Source organism: Rhodanobacter sp. UC4451_H18, assembly GCF_052978225.1.
Genome location: NZ_CM129663.1, coordinates 908,622 through 931,182, shown reverse-complemented (window position 1 = coordinate 931,182; position 22,561 = coordinate 908,622). Strand labels below are relative to the sequence as shown.

General features: G+C 68.0%; 21 protein-coding genes and 1 pseudogene. 6 read left to right on the top strand and 16 right to left on the bottom strand.

Annotated elements, in window-relative coordinates; genetic code table 11:
* Positions 1–123 precede the first annotated feature (123 nt).
* Complete coding sequence (locus ACVCMG_RS04430) at positions 124–960, bottom strand: class I SAM-dependent methyltransferase (RefSeq protein ID WP_447114972.1); 837 nt, start codon at positions 958–960, stop codon at positions 124–126.
* 166 nt (positions 961–1,126) lie between these two features.
* Here ACVCMG_RS04430 and ACVCMG_RS04425 point away from each other — a divergent pair, with 166 nt between their 5' ends.
* Complete coding sequence (locus tag ACVCMG_RS04425; protein ID WP_447114971.1) at positions 1,127–1,987, top strand: TrmB family transcriptional regulator; 861 nt, start codon at positions 1,127–1,129, stop codon at positions 1,985–1,987.
* 29 nt (positions 1,988–2,016) lie between these two features.
* Positions 2,017–2,664, top strand: a complete 648-nt coding sequence (locus tag ACVCMG_RS04420; protein ID WP_447114970.1) for a hypothetical protein — start codon at positions 2,017–2,019, stop codon at positions 2,662–2,664.
* Positions 2,665–2,939: 275 nt separating this feature from the next.
* On the opposite strand, the gene ACVCMG_RS04415 is transcribed toward ACVCMG_RS04420, so the two are convergent.
* On the bottom strand, positions 2,940–3,407 hold the full coding sequence (locus ACVCMG_RS04415) for a hypothetical protein (RefSeq protein WP_447099266.1): 468 nt from the start codon (positions 3,405–3,407) through the stop codon (positions 2,940–2,942).
* Between the two features lie 403 nt (positions 3,408–3,810).
* Entirely contained in the window at positions 3,811–4,089 is a 279-nt protein-coding gene (locus tag ACVCMG_RS04410; RefSeq protein ID WP_447114969.1) for a hypothetical protein, read from the bottom strand.
* On the opposite strand from ACVCMG_RS04410, the pseudogene ACVCMG_RS04405 reads away from it, so the two are divergent.
* Positions 4,077–5,033 (top strand): annotated as a pseudogene (locus ACVCMG_RS04405) (IS110 family transposase); the annotation flags it as partial. The gene ACVCMG_RS04410 and the pseudogene ACVCMG_RS04405 sit on opposite strands and share 13 nt — an antisense overlap.
* 976 nt (positions 5,034–6,009) lie before the next feature.
* On the opposite strand, the gene kynU reads toward ACVCMG_RS04405, so the two are convergent.
* From kynU to ACVCMG_RS04375, 6 genes are all read right to left on the bottom strand, one after another.
* The gene (gene kynU / locus ACVCMG_RS04400; protein ID WP_447114968.1) at positions 6,010–7,287 is read right to left on the bottom strand and encodes a kynureninase; all 1,278 of its coding nucleotides are present in this window, start codon (positions 7,285–7,287) and stop codon (positions 6,010–6,012) included.
* A gap of 95 nt (positions 7,288–7,382) precedes the next feature.
* Positions 7,383–7,898 (bottom strand): hypothetical protein, encoded by a 516-nt coding sequence (locus tag ACVCMG_RS04395; RefSeq protein ID WP_395117465.1) that lies wholly within the window; start codon positions 7,896–7,898, stop codon positions 7,383–7,385.
* Complete coding sequence (locus ACVCMG_RS04390) at positions 7,895–8,929, bottom strand: amidohydrolase family protein (RefSeq protein ID WP_395117467.1); 1,035 nt, start codon at positions 8,927–8,929, stop codon at positions 7,895–7,897. Before ACVCMG_RS04390 ends, ACVCMG_RS04395 begins: the two co-directional genes overlap by 4 nt.
* A 112-nt stretch (positions 8,930–9,041) precedes the next feature.
* Positions 9,042–11,102, bottom strand: coding sequence for an FUSC family protein (locus ACVCMG_RS04385; protein ID WP_395117469.1), 2,061 nt, complete (start codon positions 11,100–11,102; stop codon positions 9,042–9,044).
* Between the two features lie 132 nt (positions 11,103–11,234).
* Positions 11,235–11,798, bottom strand: coding sequence for an elongation factor P-like protein EfpL (efpL, locus tag ACVCMG_RS04380; protein WP_395117471.1), 564 nt, complete (start codon positions 11,796–11,798; stop codon positions 11,235–11,237).
* A gap of 127 nt (positions 11,799–11,925) precedes the next feature.
* The gene (locus ACVCMG_RS04375) at positions 11,926–12,693 is read right to left on the bottom strand and encodes an SDR family NAD(P)-dependent oxidoreductase (protein ID WP_447114967.1); all 768 of its coding nucleotides are present in this window, start codon (positions 12,691–12,693) and stop codon (positions 11,926–11,928) included.
* 207 nt (positions 12,694–12,900) lie between these two features.
* Between ACVCMG_RS04375 and ACVCMG_RS04370 the strand changes: the two genes are divergently transcribed.
* Entirely contained in the window at positions 12,901–13,335 is a 435-nt protein-coding gene (locus tag ACVCMG_RS04370; protein WP_395117475.1) for an RcnB family protein, read from the top strand.
* Between the two features lie 102 nt (positions 13,336–13,437).
* On the opposite strand, the gene ACVCMG_RS04365 is transcribed toward ACVCMG_RS04370, so the two are convergent.
* The 7 genes from ACVCMG_RS04365 to ACVCMG_RS04335 all read right to left on the bottom strand — a co-directional run bounded on the left by ACVCMG_RS04365 (position 13,438) and on the right by ACVCMG_RS04335 (position 20,352).
* A complete protein-coding gene (locus ACVCMG_RS04365; RefSeq protein WP_447114966.1) occupies positions 13,438–14,019 on the bottom strand; it encodes an N-acetyltransferase family protein in 582 nt (193 codons plus the stop codon).
* Positions 14,020–14,023: 4 nt separating this feature from the next.
* Positions 14,024–14,512 carry a GNAT family N-acetyltransferase gene (locus ACVCMG_RS04360; protein ID WP_447100608.1) on the bottom strand — a complete coding sequence of 163 codons (489 nt, stop codon included), beginning with the start codon at positions 14,510–14,512 and terminating at the stop codon, positions 14,024–14,026.
* Entirely contained in the window at positions 14,509–15,828 is a 1,320-nt protein-coding gene (locus ACVCMG_RS04355; protein WP_447114965.1) for an amidohydrolase family protein, read from the bottom strand. The genes ACVCMG_RS04360 and ACVCMG_RS04355 overlap by 4 nt, the downstream gene beginning before the upstream one ends.
* A 61-nt stretch (positions 15,829–15,889) precedes the next feature.
* The gene (locus tag ACVCMG_RS04350) at positions 15,890–16,792 is read right to left on the bottom strand and encodes a hydroxymethylglutaryl-CoA lyase (protein ID WP_447114964.1); all 903 of its coding nucleotides are present in this window, start codon (positions 16,790–16,792) and stop codon (positions 15,890–15,892) included.
* 172 nt (positions 16,793–16,964) lie between these two features.
* Positions 16,965–18,953, bottom strand: a complete 1,989-nt coding sequence (locus tag ACVCMG_RS04345) for an acetyl/propionyl/methylcrotonyl-CoA carboxylase subunit alpha (protein ID WP_447114963.1) — start codon at positions 18,951–18,953, stop codon at positions 16,965–16,967.
* A 78-nt stretch (positions 18,954–19,031) separates the two neighbouring features.
* The gene (locus ACVCMG_RS04340) at positions 19,032–19,544 is read right to left on the bottom strand and encodes a cupin domain-containing protein (RefSeq protein WP_447114962.1); all 513 of its coding nucleotides are present in this window, start codon (positions 19,542–19,544) and stop codon (positions 19,032–19,034) included.
* A gap of 16 nt (positions 19,545–19,560) precedes the next feature.
* Positions 19,561–20,352, bottom strand: a complete 792-nt coding sequence (locus ACVCMG_RS04335) for an enoyl-CoA hydratase-related protein (RefSeq protein WP_447114961.1) — start codon at positions 20,350–20,352, stop codon at positions 19,561–19,563.
* A gap of 129 nt (positions 20,353–20,481) precedes the next feature.
* Between ACVCMG_RS04335 and ACVCMG_RS04330 the strand changes: the two genes are divergently transcribed.
* Positions 20,482–20,727 carry a FeoA family protein gene (locus ACVCMG_RS04330; RefSeq protein WP_395117501.1) on the top strand — a complete coding sequence of 82 codons (246 nt, stop codon included), beginning with the start codon at positions 20,482–20,484 and terminating at the stop codon, positions 20,725–20,727.
* Positions 20,724–22,559 carry a ferrous iron transporter B gene (feoB, locus tag ACVCMG_RS04325; protein ID WP_447114960.1) on the top strand — a complete coding sequence of 612 codons (1,836 nt, stop codon included), beginning with the start codon at positions 20,724–20,726 and terminating at the stop codon, positions 22,557–22,559. Before ACVCMG_RS04330 ends, feoB begins: the two co-directional genes overlap by 4 nt.
* Positions 22,560–22,561 lie beyond the last annotated feature (2 nt).

Genomic DNA, 22,561 nt, shown 5'->3' with positions numbered 1-22,561 from the left:
CCCGTTCGCCCCGGCCCACCACCGGGCGCTGCATGGTTCCCGCGAGCTTCGCCTGCCCGTCTCCATTGATCCCGCTGAGCGTAGCCCGTGCAGCGGGCGGAGTCGAAGCGCCGCCGCACCCGCTCACCGCCGTATGGCAAGCACCCCGTCCAGCGCCAGCTCCGCCCGGAACCCCGCCTGCTCCAGCCGGCGCGCCACCTCGCGCGGCACGTCGCGTCCGCTGGTCAGCTTGTTCGGGCTGCCGGTGTAGTGGAACAGCCGCCCGCCGCGACGCAACACCCGCGCCAGCTCCCCGTAGAACACCTGCGAGTACAGCCCGCCGGCGATGCCGAAGCGCGGCGGATCGTGCAGCAGCGCATCGAACGAGGCATCGGCGAGTTGCCCGATGGCCTGCGACACGTCGGCGTGCTCCATCTGCAGACGACCGTCGCTGGCGGCCGGGTCGGGCGACCACGGGTTGAGCGTGCGCAGCCACAGCACGTCGACGTTCTTCTCGAACGACTGGACGCGCACCACGCCGGACTCCAGGCAGCACGCCGCGAAATAGCCAAGGCCGCCGCAGGTATCGAGCACCGCCTTGCCGCGCGGTTCGACCAGCGCCACCTTGCGCTGCGCATCGGCGAGCGGCGAGGCCTTGGCCGTGGGCAGCATCTTGATGCCGTCGATTTCGAACGTGGGCACGCCCCACTCGGTGGGCACCAGCTTGATCAGCGAACCGGCGAAGCGCGCCACCGGCGCGAAGTCATCGCCATCGAAAAAGTAGACCGTGCGCTCCTTCAGCTTGCCGGGGTAGGGATGGAGCGCGTCGCGCCAGCGCCAGCCGTCGGCCAGCAACGCAACCGTGTCGTGGCTGAGGCCCAGGTCGAGCGAACCGGTCCAGGTGGCGGCGCCGGCATCGCGCGCGGCGAGCAGGTCGTCGGCGATCGGGCGGGTCAGCAGCGGACCGTGATAACGGGACAAGTGGCGATTCCTGTGCTGGCAAATCGGGCCGGCTGGCCGGGCGGGCTAGTTATCCCGTCACGGGGATGGTACAGGCCCGCGCCGGTTGCCTTGCGTTGGGCAGACGGCCCGGCGGAGGCCGGAAAGGTTTGATCCTTGCCGGCTGCGGCGTATAGTAGCTATACACATGACTACTAATAAGCCAGGCAGCGACATCCTGCACGCGCTGCACCAGCTCGGCTTCACCGAGTACGAGGCGCGCGCCTATGCGGCGCTGGTCGCCGGCGGCGAGCTCAACGGCTACGCGCTGGCCAAGGCCAGCGGCATTCCTCGCGCCAACGTCTACGCGGTGGCGGGCAAGCTGGTGGCGCGCGGGGCGGCCGTGCGGGTCGAACGCACGGCTGGCGCGGCCTATGTCGCCACGGCGCCGAAACAGCTCCTGCGCGACATCGATGCCGATCGGCGCAGGGCGTTGGGCGATGCCCGCGAGGCGCTGTCGCGGCTTTCCCGCGAGCGTCATCCGCCGATGGTATTGAACCTGCGCGACGACGAAGTACTGGAGCGCGCCGGACAGCTGATCGAAGCCAGCGCGACCAGCCTTCGCATCGCGCTGCAGCCCACCGAGGCCGCGCACCTGGCCGCGCCGTTGCGTGCCGCACGAGAGCGCGGCGTGGCCATCACCACCTTGTGCCTGGAAGGTTGCGAGGTGGAATGCGGCGGCTGCGTAGGTGACCTCCATCGCTGCGCCATGGTTTCCGGCGGCGCGCGCTGGCTGCTGGTGGTCAGCGACGATCACGCGGCACTGCTGGGTTATTTCACCGGCAGCGGCATCACGGCGATATTCACCGAGCAACCGCTGGTGGTTTCGCTGACGGCGGCCTACATCCAGCAAAGCGCCACGCTGGCGATCCTGGGCAGCGAGCTCGCCGGACGTTTCGAAGGCCTGCTGTCGGCCGAGAGTCGCCGCCTGCTCGACGGTCTGTACCCGGCCGGAGATTTTCTCGCGCACATGCGCGAACTGAGTGACGCCACGCCACGAACGGCGTGACGCGTTTCCATGCAAGAGGAGTGATGACCATGAACATGCGCAAAAACGTATTGGTAGCAGCGTTGGCCCTGGGCGGCATCGCCTTTGCCAGCGTGGCGATTTCCGCCGAAGCCCCGGCCGCGGCACCGCAGGCGCAGATGAACGCGTCGGCGATGAACTGGTTCGGCGGCGAGACTTACCTCGGCGCTCCGGCACTTGATGTAACCGCCGCGCTGGTCAAGGCCGGTGGCGGCGCCGACAACTTCAGCTTCTCCACGGCACTGGTCTCGATGCTGGGCGAAAAGACCGTCAACGCGGAGGTGGCCAAGCTCACCAAGCAGTACGGCCATGAGAGCGTGACCAACTTCATCAACGGCATGACCTTCGCCGTCGACGACGGCCTCAAGCGCGCCACCGAAGCCGGCGTGACGTTGCCTGCGGCGCCGGCCGACCTCAAGGGCGCCAAGCTCGCCGGCACCCTGGTCAGCGCCGGCACGGCTGCCGACGGCAGCTGGTGGTCCGGCCTGCTGTTCGACAAGGCGCTCTCGCACGACATCCACGTCAAGGTGATGCAGGACATCGACGCCAAGTACGGCCATGGAGCCGACGAGAACACCCACAAGATCCTCAACCAGGCGATGTACGACGTCGCCCAGGCGCTGAAGGCGAAGAACGTGAAGCTGGCCTCATTGCACTGAAGGCTTTCCACGGAATCGATGCAGAAACGGAGGCACAGGCCTCCGTTTCCCTTTTCAACCCGGCGCGTCGCCGGTGGCTTCAGCGCTCACCGGAACCGGCAGCATCGGGTGCGTGCGGCCCAGCGTGATGTTCTTGCTGGTGCGGCCCCATCAGCTCGCCTGGCTCATGCAGGCCGGGGACGCGTGGCGCGTCGTTGCTCATGGGAGGCTCCGCGGCGGGAAAACCGCAGCATCGCGCCGCGGCCTTCAAGGGTGCACGGTGCCTCGGCATGGAGTCACTCCGCGGCCGACATCACCGCCTTGAGCTTGTCCTGGTCCATGTACTGTTCGAGGTCGGCCATGCCCTTGGCAACCTCGGGGTTCGAGAACAACTCCCTGCCGGCCACCTGTCCGAGCATGTTGAAGGCCGCGCCCACGGCGCCGCTCCCCTCGTACTTGACGGCGGCCTGCATCTCCTTCTTGCAAGTCACCGTCAGCAGCGTCTCGAACAGCTGCGCCATGTCGATGTTGAACTGCTTGCGTTGCGCTGCGGGTATGGACACGTAGCGCGAGACCGCCGGGTTGAGTGACATGGCGGAGAACATCCAGTTGACCAGCACGGCCTTCTGCTCGGACGTCGTGCGCGATACCAGGCACTTTGAAAGGTCGTCGGTGTATACGCCGGCCGAGGCCGGTCGCGGCGCAACGGCCATGAGCGTGAACAGCGCCGGCGCCAGCAGGGTGGCAGTACGTCGATTCCTCATCCTTGTGATCTCGCTTGAAGTCGGTGATGGATCGGTGGCGCGAGGTCTCGCGCGCAACCGCCGGGAAGGAGAGCACCCCTGTCTGCGACACCGCCGGCCATGCGGCCGCGGCGCGCTGGAGAGCAACAGGGAAATCCCCGCGAGCACTATAGCCGCAGACATGGGCCAGGCGAAGCGCGTGTACTTGATCCGATGGTCCGCACCATTCATGGGGCGAGGTATCGGCGGAAAACAAACGTGATCCGTCAGTGCTTGCCCAAGGGTTGCAACCTGGCCACCTTCGACGACGCCTTCATTGACAGGTGGTTCGTGGGCCTGGCTTGGGCATGCTGTGGACTCCTGAGAAGTCAGTTCAGGTGTCCACTAAACCGTAGGAACCGTCGGTTTCGGGCTCAATGAATGGTTAGGCCGCAGCCTGACCAAGCAACCACTTTGCGATGCTCTGCCATGCCGGACTCTCAATTGCCGCCAGCTCAATCATATGGACTGCGATCATTGCGCCGCCCGCCCAGAGATAGACCGGATGCACACGTTTGATCGTCAGCAAGTCACGTGCAATTGCAACCAGCAGCACGGAATCCGCGATGATAGAAAAGACCAAAAACGGATTCTCCACCGAGGGGAAGATATGGCGGAACCTTACCCAGGCCGGTCCGAGCAGTGAAATGGTGGCTAGCAGCACAAGTCCCGGCGGGGACGGTGGTGGCGATGGAAGCCTGCAGCGGGGCCCATCACTGGGCACGGCGGTGTGAAGAGTACGGGCTGCGGCCGCGGCTGATGGCTGCCCAGCTGGTCAAGCCGTACCGCAAGAGTCAGCGCAGCAAGAACGACCGCAACGACGCCGAGGCGATCGCCACGGCCGCCCGCCAGGGCAACATGCGTTTCGCGCCGATCAAGACCATCGACCAGCAGGCCCGGCTGTCCTGGCATCGGGTGCGCGAGGGTTACAAGGCGGAGAGTCTGGCGATCGGCAACCGCCTGCGCGGCCTGCTGGCCGAGTTCGGCATCGTGATGGGCAAGAGCGACAAGGCCCTGCGCCGGGTGCTGGCCGATCTGGATGCACACACCGCGCTGCCGGCAGAGTTCAAGGCGTTGATCCGCAGCGTGGAGGCCCACTGGACCCAGGTCCGCACGGCCTTCGACGCGTGCGATGCACGCATCGAAGCCCATGCGCGCGATGACGAGCGGTGCGTGCGCCTGCGCGCGATCGTCGGCATCGGCGCGCTCACCGCGGACGCCCTGATCGCCAGCCTCGGCAAGGCGCAGGAATTCCGCAACGGTCGGCAACTGGCGGCGTGGCTCGGCATGGTGCCGACCCAGCACTCCAGCGGCGGACACACGCGGCTGGGTGCGATCAGCTGTCGCGGCGATGGCTACCTGCGCACGCTGTTGATCCAGGGCGCGCGCAGCAGCCTGCAACGGGCCAAGGCGGTCGCCACCGAAAAGGCCACGCCCGAACAACTCTGGATTCGATCCCTGGCGGCGCGGCTGTCCTTCGGCAAGGTGCTGGTCGCCATCGCCAACAAGCATGCGCGCCAGCTGTGGGTGATGCTGGCCCACGACGTGGACTACGATCCCTGCGCCAGCCAGCGCCACCCGATGCATCGCCCCGCCCAGCTCGCCTGAGGAACCTCTTCTTTCGATTCACGGTCAGCGCTACGCGGCAACAACGGGTCAGACCCACCCGGAGAGAACCTGACTAACATTCTGGCCGTCCAAACGTGCTTCGGCCGATCCCCGAGCACCGACGACACCGCTGAACGAATGAGGTCTCCGGGCGCGGTTTATACCCTGGTCCGAGCCGGCAACATCGACTCAACAAGACCGTCTAAGGAAATGCAGTCTGGCAACGTTCGACGCCGCATCCCACTGACCACGCAGCACACACGAAGCACAACACGACCACCGGCAGTCGCCCGAAAGCTCAGGGCAAAAGCATCATGCGCCCGGGGTTGACGGGAAGTCTCCTAAGGAATTGTTAGAGCTTATCCGACAGTGCCGATTTCCCCGCGCTTGTGAGCCGTAGCTGCCAGTTATCAGGGACGTCGCGAAGATGGATGCCGGGGTCTCGCGTATAGTTGAAGGTGGCGAAACCACTCTCGGTAAGAAGTGCGATGGCTCGGTCTAAGCTGACGTTGAGGCGATTCTCGACAACTTGGCGGAACAGCTCTTGGTTTGCCTCCGGCCTGGTGAAATAGCCCGTGGCCGCGACGGCGCAGAGGAGCTCATTGGCTGTCATACGAGATCCCATCAGTGAGCTCTAACGCTAAGTAGACCCCAAAAATGGGGTGTTGCTCGGAGTATGCGGCTCCACTTCCCATCGTTCAAGCGGGGGATTTCTGCGACGGATCATCCGGTTGCGCCGCGGTGTGGGGGCGGGTACGGGGTTTGCGGCTCGGTGTTATCAGGCACTTTTGAGGGTGTATGAGTTACACCCTCGGGAGTGGGGGTGTAACGGGGGCGAAAGTGCCGGGTTTTCGTGTGGTGGGGCGCCGGATTTTCGGACGCGGTCTGGCCAGCGGGCCAATGGGGCCTTGCGGTGCGACGTGCGCCTGGGTCGCCGGATCGTGTCGGGACCGGCAATCATCCGGTAGCGGTCGGGTCAGCCGCCGCGACTCCACTCGCGTGCCGCCTCCGAAAATGCCACGCAATCCGCGAAGCGGTTGTACAGCGGCGCGGGCGAGATGCGGATCACGTCGGGTTCGCGCCAGTCGCCGATGACGCCGTGGGCCATCAGATAATCGAACAGTGCGCGGCCGCGTTCGCGGCCTTCGATCACGCGGATGGAGAGCTGGGCGCCGCGGCGTTCGGGGTCGGCGGGGGTGACGACCTGCAGTACGTCGGCCAGTTGCGTCTGCACCAGCCATTCGAGGTAGCCGGTGAGCGCCAACGATTTTTGGCGCAGGGCATCCATGCCGGCGCGGCGGAAGATTTCCAGCGACACGCGCAGGGGGGCCAGCGCCAGGATCGGCGGGTTGGAGAGCTGCCAGCCGTCGGCGCCAGGCGTGGGCACGAACCGGGGGCCCATCTGGAAGCGCGTGGTCTTGTCGTGGCCCCACCAGCCGGCGAAACGCGGCAACACGGCCTTGGCGTGGCGCTCGTGCACGAAGGCGCCGCCGACGGCACCGGGTCCGCTGTTCAGGTATTTGTAGCTGCACCAGATCGCGAAGTCGGCGCCGCTGTCGTGCAGTTGCAGCGGCAGGTTGCCGACGGCGTGGGCGAGGTCGAAGCCCACGGTGCAGCCGTGCCGATGCGCCAGCGCGGTGATGGCCTTGAGGTCGAACGCCTGGCCGGTGCGGTACTGCACGCCGGGCAGCATCACCAGGGCGATGCGCGAGCCGTGTTCGGCCAGCACGCGTTCGATGGCGGCGGTGGAAACAATGCCGTTCGGCTCGTCGGCTTCCAGTTCGATCAATGCCGTGGAGGGATCAAAACCGTGGAAGCGGATCTGCGATTCCACCGCGTAGCGATCGGTGGGGAAGGCGCCGGCCTCGATCAGGATCGCCGGGCGTTCGGCGGTGGGGCGGTAGAAACTCACCATCATCAGGTGCAGGTTCACGCCCAGGGTATTCATGGCCACTACTTCGGTGGGCAGCGCACCGACCACGGCGGCGAGGTCGTCGCGCACGAACTCGTGGTAGTCCATCCACGGCAGGCGACCCTTGAAGTGGCCTTCCACGCCCAGCTCGCCCCAGTAGTCCAGCTCCGCGTTGACCGCCTCGCGCACGGCGCGCGGCTGCAGGCCGAGCGAGTTGCCGCAGAAATAGGCGCTGTCGCGGCCTTCGTGCGGCGGGATCAGGAACTCGTCTCGGAACACGCGCAGCGGATCGGCGGCATCGCGGGCGGCGGCCCACGCAGCGGTGGGCTGGTAGTCGGGCATGGTGGTGTCCTGTTTCGGTGGGAGCGGCTGGCGCGCTTTTCGTCGGCGTGACGGAGAGCATCGTGCGCGAGCGCGCTCCTGCAGGGGTTGCGGATCTATTTCAGTTGGACGGCCAGCGCATCGCAGCCCTTGTCGAAATCGGCCTGCCATGCGCTGCCGGCCTGGGTACGGGTCGGGCGCACGCAGCGCAGCTGGATCGCGTAGCCGTGCTTGAACCAGTAGTGCTCGGTGTAGCTGAAGGCGGTGCCGTTTTCCTGCGCGGTGTAGAGGTTGCTGTTCGGTACCGGCGGCACCTTGTCCTGCTGGTAGCCGGGCAGGGCCAGCGCCTTGGCCGTGGCCTGGGCCATGAACTGGTGGAAGCTGCTGATGTCCGGCACCCGGGTCACGGTGACGGTGACGCGGGCCAGGCTGCTCTTGCCGGTGGGCGAGGGGTCGGGCACCTGGAACACCTGCGCCTCGGGGTCGCCTTCGGTCTGCATGATCGGGAGCCAGTTGGCGGGCGTGTCGAAGGTGATGTTGCCGCCGGCCATGCTGACTTCCGCGGCGTGCGCCGTGCCGGCCAGCAGCAGGGTGGCGACGAGCGCCAGTGTGGTCGTGCGAAGCAGGTTCATGCGGACTCCGGTCGAGAAGGGTCGGGGGCAAAACGATGCCTGGGCAGGCCCAGCCACTCCAGCGCGGTGCCATGGAACAGTCGCTCGCGCCCGGCCTCGTCCAGGCCGAGCGCCTCGATGCCGCTGCCCGGCACCTGTTCGCCCAGCGGGAAAGGATAGTCGGTGCCGAGCATGACCTGTTCGACGCCGGTCACATCCAGCAGGTAACGCAGGGCATCGTCGTCGTGCACGCAGGAGTCGAAATAGAAGCGCTTGAGGTATTCGCGCGGGTTGCGCGGGTTGTCGGTGGCCACCAGATCCGGGCGCATGCGAAAACCGTGCTCGATGCGGCCGATGGTGTACGGAAAACTGCCGCCGCCGTGGGCCAGCATCACGCGCAGCTTCGGCAGCCGCTCCAGCACGCCGCCGAAGGCGAGGCAGCAGGCGGCGCGGGACTGCTCCGCGGGCATGCCGACCAGCCACGGCATCCAGTACTTGGGCATGCTGGCCATGCCCATCATGTCCCATGGATGCACCAGGATCGCCGCGCCGAGATCGGCGGCCGCCTCGAAGAACGGGAACAGCTCAGGCGCGTCCAGGTTCCAGTCGCCGCAGTGCGAGCCGATCTGCACGCCTTGCAGGCCCAGCTCGTCGATGCAGCGCTCGAGTTCGCGCACCGCCAGCTCCGGCGCCTGCAGCGGCACCGTGCCGATGCCCGCGTAGTGGCGCGGGTAGTCGCGGCAGATGCCGGCCATGTGATCGTTCAAGTGGCGATGCAGTTCCAGCGCCTGGTATCCCGGTGCCCAGTAGGAGAACAGCACCGGCACGGTGGAAATCACCTGCACGTCGACGCCGAAGCGCGCGTAGTCGTCGATGCGCGTCTGCGGATCGAACGCCGAATCCCACACTTCGCGGAAAAACCTGCTGTCCTTGTAGATGCGGTGGCGGCCGTCGGTATGGGTCATCACCGGGAAGCGGTCGTCGCCGTACTTGGCTGCCAGGTTCGGCCAGTCGCGGGGCAGGATGTGCGCGTGGGTGTCGATCTTGAGCATCCGTGCAGTGTAAAACCTCCGGGCGCCGCCGTCGCCTCACCGTTTTTGCGGGAGCGCACCTGTGCGCGAGCTCTTTCGCCACGGGAGGATCCAGCGCGCGCAGGGTGCGCTTCTACCGGTCGGGCAGGGCCGGCTCGGGCCGGTGGCGGTTGATGACGTGGGCAAGCGTATCGATGTTGTCCACCAGGCGATCGCTGATGCGGCCCAGCAGGTCGACACTGGCAGCGTCCGCGCCCGCAGTGCGGCGAACCAGCGCGCGTTGCGCGGCACGCAGGTCGGGCAGCCCGGTGAGCGGTGCCTGCTGGCGCAACGCGCCGGAGATGGCATGCAGTGCGCGGATGCATTCCCCGATAAAGTCGGCCAGCCCGGTCGACGGCGGCAACCTGGCGAGGTCGCCCAGCATCGCTTCCAGCGTCATCGCGGTGCGCGCCAGCCGGTTGCCGTTGGCTAGCAGCTGGCGTGCCAGCGCCAGCAACGCAGGAGGCGTCGCCGGCTCACTGCGCATGCGCTCGATCGACGCCTGCGCATTGATCCGGGCCGTGCGTGCGGCGGAGCGAATTTCGCCGCGCACCACGCCGCCGCATCCGGCCAGGTGGCCCAGGTAATCAGCATAGGCGTCGAGCATGCTGGCCAGGGCCTCGCGCGCGCGACTGCGCTCCCAGGTCGGCCACGCCACGTAGGCGAACAGCGCAATGCCGCAGCCCAGCGCGGTGTCGATCACGCGGTCGAGCACCGCGGCATCGGGTGCCACGCCCTCGAACGAAAGCAGGATCACCACGGTGCCGGTCAGTGCGGCCACCGCGATGCCGTAATGCGCGCCGGCCAGGTAGCGGAACGCCATGCACAGCACGGCCATCAGGGCGAGATGCGCCCATGGCTGGTCGGGCGTGATCGACAGCAACATCGTGGTAAGCACCAGACCGAGCACGGTGCCGAGCACGCGCAACAGGCCGAAGTTGAAGGTGGCGGCGAAATCCGCGCGCAGCACGATCGCCGCCGTCATCGGCACCCAGTAGCCGTGCGGGAGATCCAGCCAGCGCGACAGCGCCAGCGTTGCGGTGAGGCACACTGCCATGCGTACGGCGTGGCGGAACGCCACCGAGCGCGGCGTGAGGCTGGCGCGCAGGGTGGCCCGGATCGCCGTGCTGCGCAGGGTCGCCGGCAGGCGCGTTTCCGCTGCGCTGGCGCGCAGCTCGCCGCGGCTGCCGGCCCAGTCGGCGTTGCGCACGGCTGCCGCAAGCTGACCGATCAGCGCATCCCGATGCGGCGCCAACCCGTCACCCTCGTCGTGCCGCGCGCGCAGGGCCTGCAGCAGCGTGTCGGCGCGTGCGGGCGAATCGCCGTGCTCCAGCGCGTCGGCAATCGCCGCGAGCACCTCGGCCGCGCCATCCCGGAAGCCGGCCTGCAAGGCAGGGCCGGCATGCAGCTCGGCGATGGCGGTGAGTTCCAGGCGGATTCGCTCGGCCAGTTCCAGCAACACGCCGAAGGCTTCCATCGCGCGCCCGTGGGCGCGGTGGCGCCCCAGCAGGGTCTGCTGAAGGGTGGTCATCGCCTCGGTCAGCGCCGGCACGTCGGTGGCGTCGTGGCGTGTTTCGCGCGCCAGCGTGGCCAGCCCGCGGTACACCTCGACCAGCGCATGGCGCTCGGGCCAGTAGCGCTGCAGCGGCCACGCCGCCAGCGAGAACGCGGCCAGCAGCAGGCCGCCGGCGAAGATCAGCGCCGCGCCGCCCAGTGCGCCGGGCAGCGGCTGCGGGGTGGCGGCGGTGATCACCAGCAGGATCATGCTGGTCATGCCGGCGCGTGCCGTGTCCGGGCCGAACACCACCAGCAGGCCGCCGAAGAAACCGAGCGCCGCCGTAATCGCCAGCAGTGGCAGCAACTGGTCGCCGAGCAGGAAACCCGCCAGCGAGGCCAGGCCCGCGGCCAGCGCGTTCAGCAGCAACTGCCGCAGGCGCTGGCGATACGGCCCGGGCTGGTCGGAGAACATCGCATTCAACGCGCCGCTGGCCACCGCCAGGCCGATCGTCTGGTGACCCGTCGCCATGCCGGCAGCCAGCGGCAGCACCACGGCAGCGGTGTTGCGCACGACCACCCGCCACGGCACGTTCGGCCGCTTGACCTGGGTCAGGCTTTCGATGGCGTGCGCGCGCAGGGAGTAGCTGCTGGATGACATGGGGCAGGAAGCGGGGGCGGGCAACGAGTATGGCAAAAAGGCGCGCGGCAGATGCCGCGCGCCTTGTTTTCCGTGCCGCCGGTGCACGGCGCTGTTGCTGCGCGCCGTGGCGGATCGCGAGGGGTGTCCGCCCTACGCGCGGCCGGCGAACTCGCCGGTGAGCGTGTTAACCCACACCTTTTCGTCGACGCTGATGTACTCGGGCACCTGCACTTCGATGCCGGTGTTGAGCTTGGCAGGCTTGTTGCGCTTGGTGGCGCTGGAGCCTTTCATTTCCGGCGCGGTATCGACCACGGTCAGCACCACGCTGGTCGGCACCTGCAGGCCGACCGGGGCGTCGTCGATCAACTGCACGTAATAGCCTTCCAGATCCTCGACGATGTAGCCGGCGTTGTCGCCGACCAGTTCCGGCGAAAGCAGGTACTGGGTGTAATCCTCCGCGTCCATGAACACGAACGCGTCGCCGTCCATGTAGGAGAAATTCGCCGCGCGGCGAACCAGGTCCATTTCCTTCAGGTCGTCGTCGGCGCGCAGGCTGAGGTCGTACTTGCGCGCACCGGGAATCGAATACATGGTGAAGCGGAAGGTGACGTTGCCGCCCCGCGCGGTGGGCGCGCTGCGCTCGATGTCGCGCACCTGGTAGACGGTGCCGTCGTGCTCGACCACGTTGCCTTTCTTTACGTCGGAAGCTTTCATGGGTTTGGGGCCGGGAATAGGGAATGGGGAATAGGGAATGGCGAGAGCGGTACTGGGCGACAGTGGGGCAGGGTGGCGGGAACCGGCTTTTCCTATTCCCTATTCTCCATTCCCTATTCCCTGGCGGCTACTTCGCCGCCAGCCGCACCGCGCCGTCCAGCCGGATCGTCTCGCCGTTGATGTAGCGATTGCCCAGGATGAAAGCGACGGTGCTGGCGTATTCGTCCGGCCGTCCCAGCCGCGAGGGGAAGGGGATCGAGGCGGACAGCGATTGCTGCACGGCCTCGGGCATGCCGTCGACCATCGGGGTCCAGAAGATGCCCGGCGCGATGGTGGCCACGCGGATGCCGAAGCGCGCCAGCTCGCGCGCCATCGGCAGGGTCATGCCGACCACGCCGCCCTTCGATGCCGAATAGGCGGCCTGGCCGATCTGGCCTTCGTAGGCGGCGACGCTGGCGGTGTTGATGATCACGCCGCGCTCGCCGTCCTCGCCGGCTTGGTTGTTCTGCATCAGCGCCGCGCCGGCCTTGGCCACGTTGAAGCTGCCGACCAGGTTCACCATCACGGTGCCGGAGAAGTTGGCCAACGGCATCGGGCCTTCCTTGCCCAGCACGCGGCCCGCGCCGAGGATGCCGGCGCAGTTGATGACCACGTTGAGTCCGCCCAGCGCGTGATGTGCAGCGGCCACGTTGGTGGCCACGCCCTCTTCGGAGGTGACGTCGGTGCGGAAGAAGCGGGCGGCGTCGCCCAGTTCCCTCGCGGCGGCCTGGCCCTTCTCGTCGTTGACGTCGAACAGTGCGACGCGGCCGCCGTGGTCGACGAAATGCTGCGCCACCGCGTGGCCGAGACCGGAGGCGCCGCCGGTGATGATGGCCTTGACCTGATCGAGCTGCATGGGTGATCCCCCGAAACGGATGCGGAAAGCCGCCAATGGTAGCCGAGCCGCCGCGTATGCTGCAGGCTGAACGCAAAACACGCCCGGCTGGCCGATTCATGCCCGGTTGGGGGTGTCGGCACCAGCGTGTCGTCTGACCGCACAGCATCGTCAGGCGGTTGTCGGTACGATGCACGCGGTTCCTGGCCCACCAAGTGGAGATCCATCATGAAAAAGTTGCTTGCTCTGTCTGTTGCATGCGGCACGATGCTGATGCTGGCCGGCAGCCCCGTATTGGCGCAGGAACACGGTCGGGGCCACGACCGCGATCGCCACGGGCAGAACGACCGTGACCGCAGCTACGACCATGATGGCGACCGTTACGTGCGCTACGATCGCGACAACGACCAGGGGCGTGGCCACGGTCGCGGCCATGGCCGCTACAAGAACTGGCACGACCGCGGTCGCCACGAGGGCTGGTACAAGCGCGGCGGCTACCTGCCGGTGGAATACCGCAGCACCCGCTACGTGGTATACGACTGGCGCGACGCCCGCCTGCGGGAACCGCCGCGTGGCTACCACTGGGTGCGCAGCGACAACGGCGACTTCCTGCTGGTGGCGATCGCTACCGGCGTGATCGTCGACCTGCTGCTCAACCAGTAAGCCGGCTTGACCGTGAAGGCGTGCCCGCATCCGCGGGCACGCTTTTTTTTTTCAGGCAAACCGGCGCAGATATGCGGGAGAGCAAGGCGGGCAGTGCCCGCTCTACGCGTTCGGGTGGTCTTCCAGCAACTCTTGCAGCGTGGCCTGTGGCAACTGCGGGAAAGGGGTGACGGGCGCGGGCGGATTCGCCGCCGCCTGCAGCTCCTTCTGCCATACGCCCACGTCCCACCACCGGCCGAGCTTGTAACCGCACTGTCGCCACACGCCGGTCGACGTGAAGCCCATCGCCTCGTGCATCGCCACGCTGGCCACCCCGGGCAGGGTGATCACGCCGACGGCCTGGGTGATGCCCTGCAGCCGCATCACGTCCAGCAGCACGCCATACAGCTGGCGCGCGATGCCGCGGCGCTGTGCGTCGGCGCGCACGTAGATCGAGGTTTCGGCGATCCAGTCATAGGCGGCGCGTTCGCGGAAGCGGCCGGCGTAGGCGTAGGCCAGCACCTCGCCGGCTTCTTCCCACACCAGCCACGGGTAGTGGTCGAGGCGCGCGCGCAGGCGTTCGCGCATGGCGTCCACGCCGGGCAGTCCGGTTTCGAAGGTGGCCACGCCGTCGCTGACCGATGGTGCGTAGATCGCGTGAATGGCGGCGGCGTCTTCGTCGCGGGCAGTGCGAATGGGTGTCATGGGCTCACAGCTCGCGGATGAAGAAGCGGTCGCAGCTGAAATGCCCGGTGCCGCCCATCGGCGCGCACAGCGCGGTGAAGCCGCTGCGCTTGTACAGCGCCTGCGCCGCGTCCATGCCGGTCAGCGTCTCCAGGTAGCAGCGCCGGAAGCCGTGCGCGCGGGCCGCGTCGAGGCAGCGCTGCATCATCGCCGTGCCGGCACCGATGCCGCGCGCGGCGGGCAGGAAATACATCTTGCGCAACTCGCACACGTCCGGCTCCGCGTTTTGCAAGGGCGCGACGCCGCCACCGCCGATCACCGTGCCGTCGCGCTCGAGCACGAAATAGCTGCTGCGCGGTTGTGCGTAGGACTCGTACATCGTGTCGACTTCGGCGTCATGGATCGCGAAGCCGGGGCCGTCGGCGCCGAACTCGGGCATCACGGCGCGGATGATCGCGGCCATCGCCGCGTTGTCGCCCGGTGCGATCGGGCGGATCAGGAAGTTTTCGCTCATGGGGTGTGGTCGGGAGTGAGATAGGGGAGGCCGGCCTTCATCACGAAGACCGGATGCTGGAGTGCGTCGATCTGCGTGCTCGGATCGCCGCTGAACGCGGCGAGGTCGGCCGCCAGGCCGGGTGCGATGCGGCCCAGGCGCTGCGACTGGCGCAGGATTCTTGCCGCCACGTCGGTGGCCGCGTGCAATGCCTGCGCGGGCGTCATGCCGCCGGCGACCATCGCTGCCGGCTCGCGCCAGTTCTCGCCGTGCGCGAACACGCCGACGTCGCTGCCGTTGCCGATCGTGACGCCCAGTTTCAGCGCGGTGCGGAAGGCGTGGTCGGCTTCGCGCATGCGCTCGGTCGGTTCGCTCTTGCCGGGCACGTAATGCTGGAAATATTCCGCGGTGGACTCGACCGCGGTGAGCGTGGGCTCGTAGGCGATGCCGTGCTGCTTCATCAGCCTGAAAGTGGCCTCGCTGGCGCCGTAGCCGTGTTCCACGCTGTCCACGCCGGCCTCCACCGCCATGCGCACGCCGGCGTCGCTGGCGGCGTGCACGGCCACCGGGCGACCGATCTGGTGCGCGGTGTCGACCAGCGCCTTCAGTTCGGCGGCGGTGAAGGTGGGCGCGGTAGCGCCGTCCGGGCCGACCCGGTAGTCGCCGTAGATCTTGATCCAGTCGGCACCGCGCGCGGCCTGTTCGCGCACCGCGGCCATCGCGGCATCGACGCCGCTGACTTCCTGCGCGCCGCCGGGCAGGGCGATGTCCGGACGGAAGCCGCGCGGGCCGGGGCCGTAACTGGCGGTGGCGACGATTGCGCGGGTGGCCACGAACAGGCGCGGGCCGGGGATCAGGCCTTCGTCGATGGCGCGCTTGACCGACACGTCGGCGTAGCCGGCGCCTTCGGTACCGAGATCGCGCAGCGTGGTGAAGCCGGCAAGCAAGGTGTCGCGCGCATGCTTCGCCGCCAGCAGCGTGCGGTAATCCTGCGGCTCGGTCAGCACCTGGTCGTTCCACAGCGTCTCGTTGTACGGATGCAGGAACAGGTGCGAGTGCAGGTCGATCAGGCCGGGGGTGAGCGTGGCGCCGGGCAGCTCGACCCGCTGCGTGCCGGCCGGCACGTCGATGCCTGCACGCGAACCCACCGCGGCGATCGTGCCGTCGTGCACCAGCACCGCCCAGCCCGTGTGCGCGGCATCGCCCTCGGCCGTCCACACGCGCTCGGGCAGCAGCAGCCAGTCGCCTTTCGGCGTGGCGGCGCTGGCGGACAGGCTGCAAAGCAGGATCAGCAGTGCCGCTGCCGCCCGCCACCAGGTCATCAGGCTCGTGCGCATCGCTTCGTCTCGTCAACCGAAAGCCGATGATAGTGATCGCGATCGGGATTTCGCGAGTGGCTCAGGCCGCGGCGGCGCGTGCCCGGGTGACCCGGCTGGCGGTTTCCTTGTGCAGTTGCGCGGCCAGCCAGGCGCCGGTGGCGACCAGCAGGTCGAGGTCGATGCCGGTTTCCATGCCCATGCCGTGCAGCATGTAGACCACGTCTTCGCTGGCCACGTTGCCGGTGGCGCCCTTCGCGTACGGGCAGCCGCCGGTGCCCGAGACCGCGCTGTCGATCACGCGCACGCCCTCCTCCAGGCAGGCCAGGATGTTCGCCAGCGCCTGGCCATAGGTATCGTGGAAATGCACGGCCAGCGCGGCGATCGGCACTTCCTGCGCCACCGCGTGCAGCATCGCGCGCGCCTTCGCCGGCGTGCCGACGCCGATGGTGTCGCCCAGCGAGATTTCGTGGCAGCCCAGCTCGTGCATGCGTCGCGCCACGCGCACCACGTCGCTTGCCGGCACCTCGCCCTGGTACGGGCAGCCGAGCACGGTGGAGACGTAGCCGCGCACCTGCACGCCGTCGGCCCGGGCCTGTTCCATCACCGGGATGAAGCGCTCGATGGATTCGTCGATCGAGGCGTTGATGTTCTTGCGGTTGAACGCTTCGGATGCCGCGGTGAACACGGCGATTTCGGTGGCGCCGACTGCGCGCGCGCGCTGGTAGCCCTGCAGGTTCGGTACCAGCACCGGGTAGCTCACGCCCGGCACCTTGCGGATGCCGGTGAACACCTCGGCGGCGTCGGCCAGTTGCGGCACCCACTTGGGGCTGACGAAGCTGGTCGCCTCGATGGTCTTTAGGCCGGTGGCGGAGAGCCGGTCGATCAGTGCGATCTTCACCTCGGCCGGCAGCAACGTCTTCTCGTTTTGCAGGCCGTCGCGGGCGCCGACTTCGACGATGCGGACGTGGTTGGAGGTGTTCATGAAAAAGCTCCGGAGGACGCGATGTCCTTCTCCCTCCGGCGACTGAAAGGAGTCCCCTTGGGGTGAGAAGGTGCCCCGAAGGGGCGGATGAGGGTGCGAGGCTAATGCGGACATTTCGCTCCGGCCGAACCCTCACCCCAACCCCTCTCCCACTGGGAGAGGGGCTTGGAAGCTACACGGCGAAGCGGACCAGCACCGCGTCGGCCTCGACAAACTCGCCCTGCGCGGCATTCACGCTCTCGATGGTGCCGGCGCGCGGTGCCTTCAAGGCCAGTTCCATCTTCATTGCTTCCATCACCAGCAGTTCCTGGCCCTGCTCGACTGCGTCGCCGGCTTGCACCTTCACCAGCACGATGCGGCCGGGCATCGGCGCGATCACCTGGTTGCCGCCGGCGGTGTCCTTGGCTTCCCACGCGAACGCGGCCGCGCGACCGAGGCTGTAGCGCTGGCCGTGGGCGTCGTGCAGCAGCACGTGCGCGGCGTCGACGTGCAACGGCACGCGGCGCGCTTCGCCGTCGAAGCGGGCACCGAGGTTGTCGTCCGACAGGAGCGCGCCTTGCACCTCGCAGGTCGTTTCGCCGCGGCGCAATTGATAATTGCCGGCGTGCCCGCGCGCCTCGATCTCGAAGCGCTGGTCGCGCCAGGCCAGCGCCACGATGCGCTTGCCGGCGTGGCCGACGCGCCATGCGTCGGCGCGGGCCCAGGGCGAATGCGGGTCGGTCGCGTTGCCGGCCACGTGCGATTCGTCGTGCAGCAGCACGGCGGTCGCGGCGGCAAACAGCGCACCCTCGGCCGGAGCCGCGTCGCCGACCAGGAATTCGTCCAGGTGGCGATCCAGGTAACCGGTGTCGATGCGGGCCTCGACCACGGCCGGATGGCGCACCAGTCGTTCGAGAAAGGCGATGTTGGATTTCGGGCCGATGATCTCGCATGCCGCGAGTGCCTCGCGCATGCGCTGCAGCGCCTTCGGGCGATCCCCGTCCCACACGATCAGCTTGGCAATCATCGGGTCGTAGAAGATCGTCACCGTGTCGCCTTCGACCACGCCACCGTCGAGGCGCACGTGTTGCGAGGGAGTCGGCAAGCGCAGCGACTGCAGCTTGCCGGAGCCGGGCAGGAAGTTCTGGTCGGGGTCTTCGGCGTACAGGCGTACCTCGATCGCGTGGCCGTGCGAGACCACGTCCTGCTGGGCCAGCGGCAGCGGTTCGCCATCGGCGATGCGCAGCTGCCATTCCACCAGGTCCACGCCGTGGGTCAGCTCGGTGACCGGATGCTCGACCTGCAGGCGGGTGTTCATTTCCATGAAGTGGAAGTCGCCCGCGGGACCGACGATGAACTCCACCGTGCCGGCGCCCACGTAGTTCACGGCGCGCGCGGCGGCCACGGCGGCGGCACCCATGGCGGCACGCTTTTCCGGGGTGAGGAAGGGCGAGGGGGTTTCCTCCAGCACCTTCTGGTAGCGGCGCTGCGCGGAGCACTCGCGCTCGCCCAGGTGGATGATGTTGCCGTGGCGGTCGCCGAAGATCTGGAACTCGATGTGGCGCGGGTGCTCCACGTAGCGTTCCAGCAGCATCGAAGCGTCGCCGAAGGCAGCCTGCGCCACGCGCTGCGCGGTGGCCAGCGCCTCGGGGAACTCGGCGTCCGAGCGCACGATCTGCATGCCCTTGCCGCCGCCACCGGCCGAGGGCTTGATGATCAGCGGGTAGCCGACCTGGTGTGCCTGTTCGGCGAGGAAGGCATTGTCCTGGTTGTCGCCGCTGTAGCCGGGCACCAACGGCACGTCGTGCCTGGCCATCAGCTGCTTGGCGGCGGCTTTCGAGCCCATCGCGTCGATGCTTTCGGGGTCGGGGCCGATGAACACGATGCCGGCGTCCTTGCAGACGCGCGAAAAGGCGGTGTTCTCCGACAGAAAGCCGTAGCCGGGGTGGATCGCCTGCGCACCACTCTTTTTCGCGGCGTCGAGGATCGCGTCGATGCGCAGGTAGGACTCGGCCGGCAGCGGACCGCCGATGGGCCAGGCCTCGTCGGCCAGCCGCACGTGCTGGGCATCCTTGTCCGCCTCCGAATACACCGCGATGGTGTGGATGCCCAGCCGCCGGCAGGTGCGGATCACCCGGCAGGCGATTTCGCCACGGTTGGCGATCAGTACGCGTTCGAACATGTGGATTCCTTGGCCGAGGCAAAGCCTTGGCAAATTAACAGATGCGCCTGCGCGCCGATGCGCGGCGCAGCAATCGCGTTACTCGCCTTCCCAGTAGTCGCGTGCGTCGGCCGTGCGTCCGATGTGGCGAAAACGCGCCGCCGTGGCGTCGGCGAAGGCGCCGAACTTGCCTGAGTCGGGGTATTCGCAAACTTCCGCCGGTGCGACGGTGCTGATTGCGAGATAACGCATTTCCGTGGCGCCGGTGTTGATGATCTGGTGTGCGGTTTCCGGCCCGCCGGTGGGGCAGGCGATGATGTCGCCCGCCCGCACGGGATAGCGCGTGTCGCCGTAGCGCAGCTCGCCGTCGCCGTCGAGGATGACGAACATTTCCTCCTCGGCTCTGTGGCTGTGGAAGGGACAGGCGCTCTTCCCTGGCGCGACCACGGTGAGATTGCAGCCCAGCTGGCGCGCGCCGATGCGGCTGGCGACCTCACCCCAGCGCAGGTCGTAGCGTTCGGCGGTGGCACCTTGTGGCAGGCCGGCGGGGATCGGTGTGTCGGCGGCGGATTGCACCACCACGTCGGCGAGGTTGAGGACCGGTTTGGTCATGCTCGTGGCTCCGTGGTCAACCGGCGACCCATGACGGCGCGCGCTTGTCGAGGAACGCGCCCAGGCCATGCTGGCCTTCCGGCGAGACGCGCAGGCGGGCGATCAGTTCGGCGTTTTCGGTGTCGATGCGCTCGGCCGTGACCGAATCGGCGCCGCCGATGCGCAGCGCCAGTTGTTTGGCTTCGCGCTGGGCCAGCGGGCCGGCCTTGGCGAGGAAATGCAGCTGGCGCTCGATCGCCGCGTCCAGTTCCGTGCCGGTCACGACGGCATGCAGCAGGCCGATGCGCCGGGCCTCGGCGGCCTCGAACACCTCGCCGCTGACGAACAGCCGGCGCGCCTCGCGCAGGCCGATCGCGGCGATCACGTAGGGCGAGATCACCGCCGGCACCAGGCCCAGCTTCACTTCCGACAGCGCGAACTTGGCGCCGTCCACGCCGATGGCGATGTCGCAGCAGGCGACCAAGCCCACGCCGCCACCGTAGGCCGCGCCGTTGACGCGGGCGATGGTGGGTTTGGACAGGAACTGCAGCGAGCGCATCAGCCGCGCCAGGCGCAGCGAATCCTCGCGGTTCTCCTGTTCGCTGGCGGCGGCCATGCCGCGCATCCAGTGGAGATCCGCCCCGGCCGAGAACGTGCTGCCGCTGCCGCTGAGCACGACGCAGCGCACCGCCGGGTCGGCATCGGCCTGGGCCAAAGCGTCGGTGAGTGCGGCGATCAGGTTGTCGTCGAACGCGTTGTGTACCTGAGGCCGGTTCAGGGTGAGCCAGGCCACGGCGCCGCGGCGCTCGTTGAGGATGGAGTCGGTCATCGGTCGTCCCGGCAAATAACCCGATGATAAACGCAGCGCGCCGCGAGCACCGGCGCGATGCAGGCCGGCGTGGTGCGGGCGCCGGGGCAAAGGAATACAATGCGAACCATTCTTGTTTGGATTCCGCCCGTGCGTCTGTCCGAATTGCCCAAGGGTGCCCTTGCCGTGGTCGAGCGCGTGCTCGATGTGCATGCGGCCGATCCGATCGCCCAGCGCCTGCGCGACCTCGGTTTTGTCGACGGCGAACCGGTGCGGGTGGTGGCGGTCGGCCCGATGGGCGGCGACCCGGTGCTGATCCAGATCGGCTTCACGCGCTTTGCGCTGCGGCTTGCCGAGGCGGCGCGGGTCAGCGTGCGCACTGGGGTGGCTGCGTGAGCGCATCGACCCTGCGCATTGCCCTGGTCGGCAATCCGAATTGCGGCAAGACGGCGCTGTTCAACCTGCTTACCGGCGGGCGCCAGAAAGTGGCCAATTACGCCGGCGTCACGGTGGAACGCAAGGAAGGGCGGTTCATGGCGCCGTCCGGCCGACTGCTGCAGATCCTCGACCTGCCGGGCACCTACAGCCTGGAGGCGAACAGCCCGGACGAGCAGATCACCCGCGACATCTGCGCCGGCACCTATCCGGGCGAGGCGGTGCCTGACCTGATCGTCTGCGTGGCCGACGCCACCAACCTGCGCCTGCACCTTCGTTTCGTGCTGGAGGTCCAGCGCCTCGGCCGGCCGGTGGTGCTGGCGCTGAACATGATGGACACGGCGCGCTCGCGCGGCATCGTCATCGACGTGTCGGAACTGCAGCGCCGGCTGGGCCTGCCGGTGGTGGAAACCGTGGCAGTGAAGCGCGGCGGCGCGCAGGCGCTGATCGAACAGGTCGACGGCGAAGTTCCCGCCGCCGCACCGCGGCGACCCAGCGATGCCGCCAGCCGCGCCGACCTGCATGCCCAGGTACGCGAACTGCTGGCGGCCACGGTGACGATGCCGCGCGTCACCGCCGAGATCGACGACGCACTGGACCGCTGGACCCTGCACCCGGTGTTCGGTCTGGCGATCCTGGCGGTGGTGATGTTCCTGGTGTTCCAGGCGGTGTATTCGCTGGGCAAGCCGATGACCGACGCGATCGGCGACGGCTTCGGCTGGCTGGGCGCTCACGTCGCCACGTGGATGCCGGCCGGGCCGCTGCAAAGCCTGGTCAACGACGGGCTGTTCGGTGGCCTCGGCACGGTGCTTGGCTTCCTGCCGGAAATCCTGGTGCTGTTCCTTTTCATCATCGTGCTGGAGGAATCGGGCTACCTGCCGCGCGCGGCGTTCCTGCTGGATCGGCTGATGCTGTCGGTGGGGCTGACCGGGCGCTCGTTCATCCCGCTGCTGTCGAGCTTCGCCTGCGCCATCCCCGGCATCATGGGCACGCGCAGCATCACCGACCCGCGCGACCGGCTCGCCACCATCCTGATCGCGCCGTTGATGACGTGCTCGGCGCGGCTGCCGGTGTACGCGCTGCTGATCGGCGCGTTCATCCCGATCCATTACGTGTTCGGCGTGTTCAACCTGCAGGGCATCGTGCTGTTCGCGCTGTACCTGGCGGGCATCCTCGGCGCGATGCTGGTGGGCTGGGTGATGAAGCACATCCGCCGCGACAAGAGCGAGCATGCGCTGATGATGGAGCTGCCGTCCTATCGCGTGCCCAAGCTGCGCGACGTGGCGATCGGCCTGTACGAGCGCGGCATGATCTTCCTCCGGCGGCTGACCGGCGTGATCCTGGGCCTCACCGTGCTGATGTGGTTCCTCTCCACCTTCCCGGGCGCGCCGGAAGGCGCGACCCTGCCGGCCATCGACTACAGCTTCGCCGGCTACATCGGGCGCGGCCTGCAGTACGTGTTCGCGCCGATCGGCTTCAACTGGGAGATCAGCCTGGCGCTGATCCCGGCGTTTGCCGCACGCGAGACCGCGGTGGCGGCGCTGGCCACGGTCTACCTGGTGGGCGGCGAATCCGGCGGGCTCGGCCAGGCGCTGGCCGGGCAGATCCCGCTGGCCAGCGCGCTGTCGTTGCTGGTGTGGTTCGCCTATGCGCCGCAGTGCATGTCCACGCTGGCGATCATCAAGCGCGAGACCGATTCCTGGCGCAACGTGGCGATCTCGTTCGGCTACATGTTCGTGATGGCCTACACCGCGTCGTTCATCGTCTACCAGGTGACGAGGGCGCTGACGTGAGG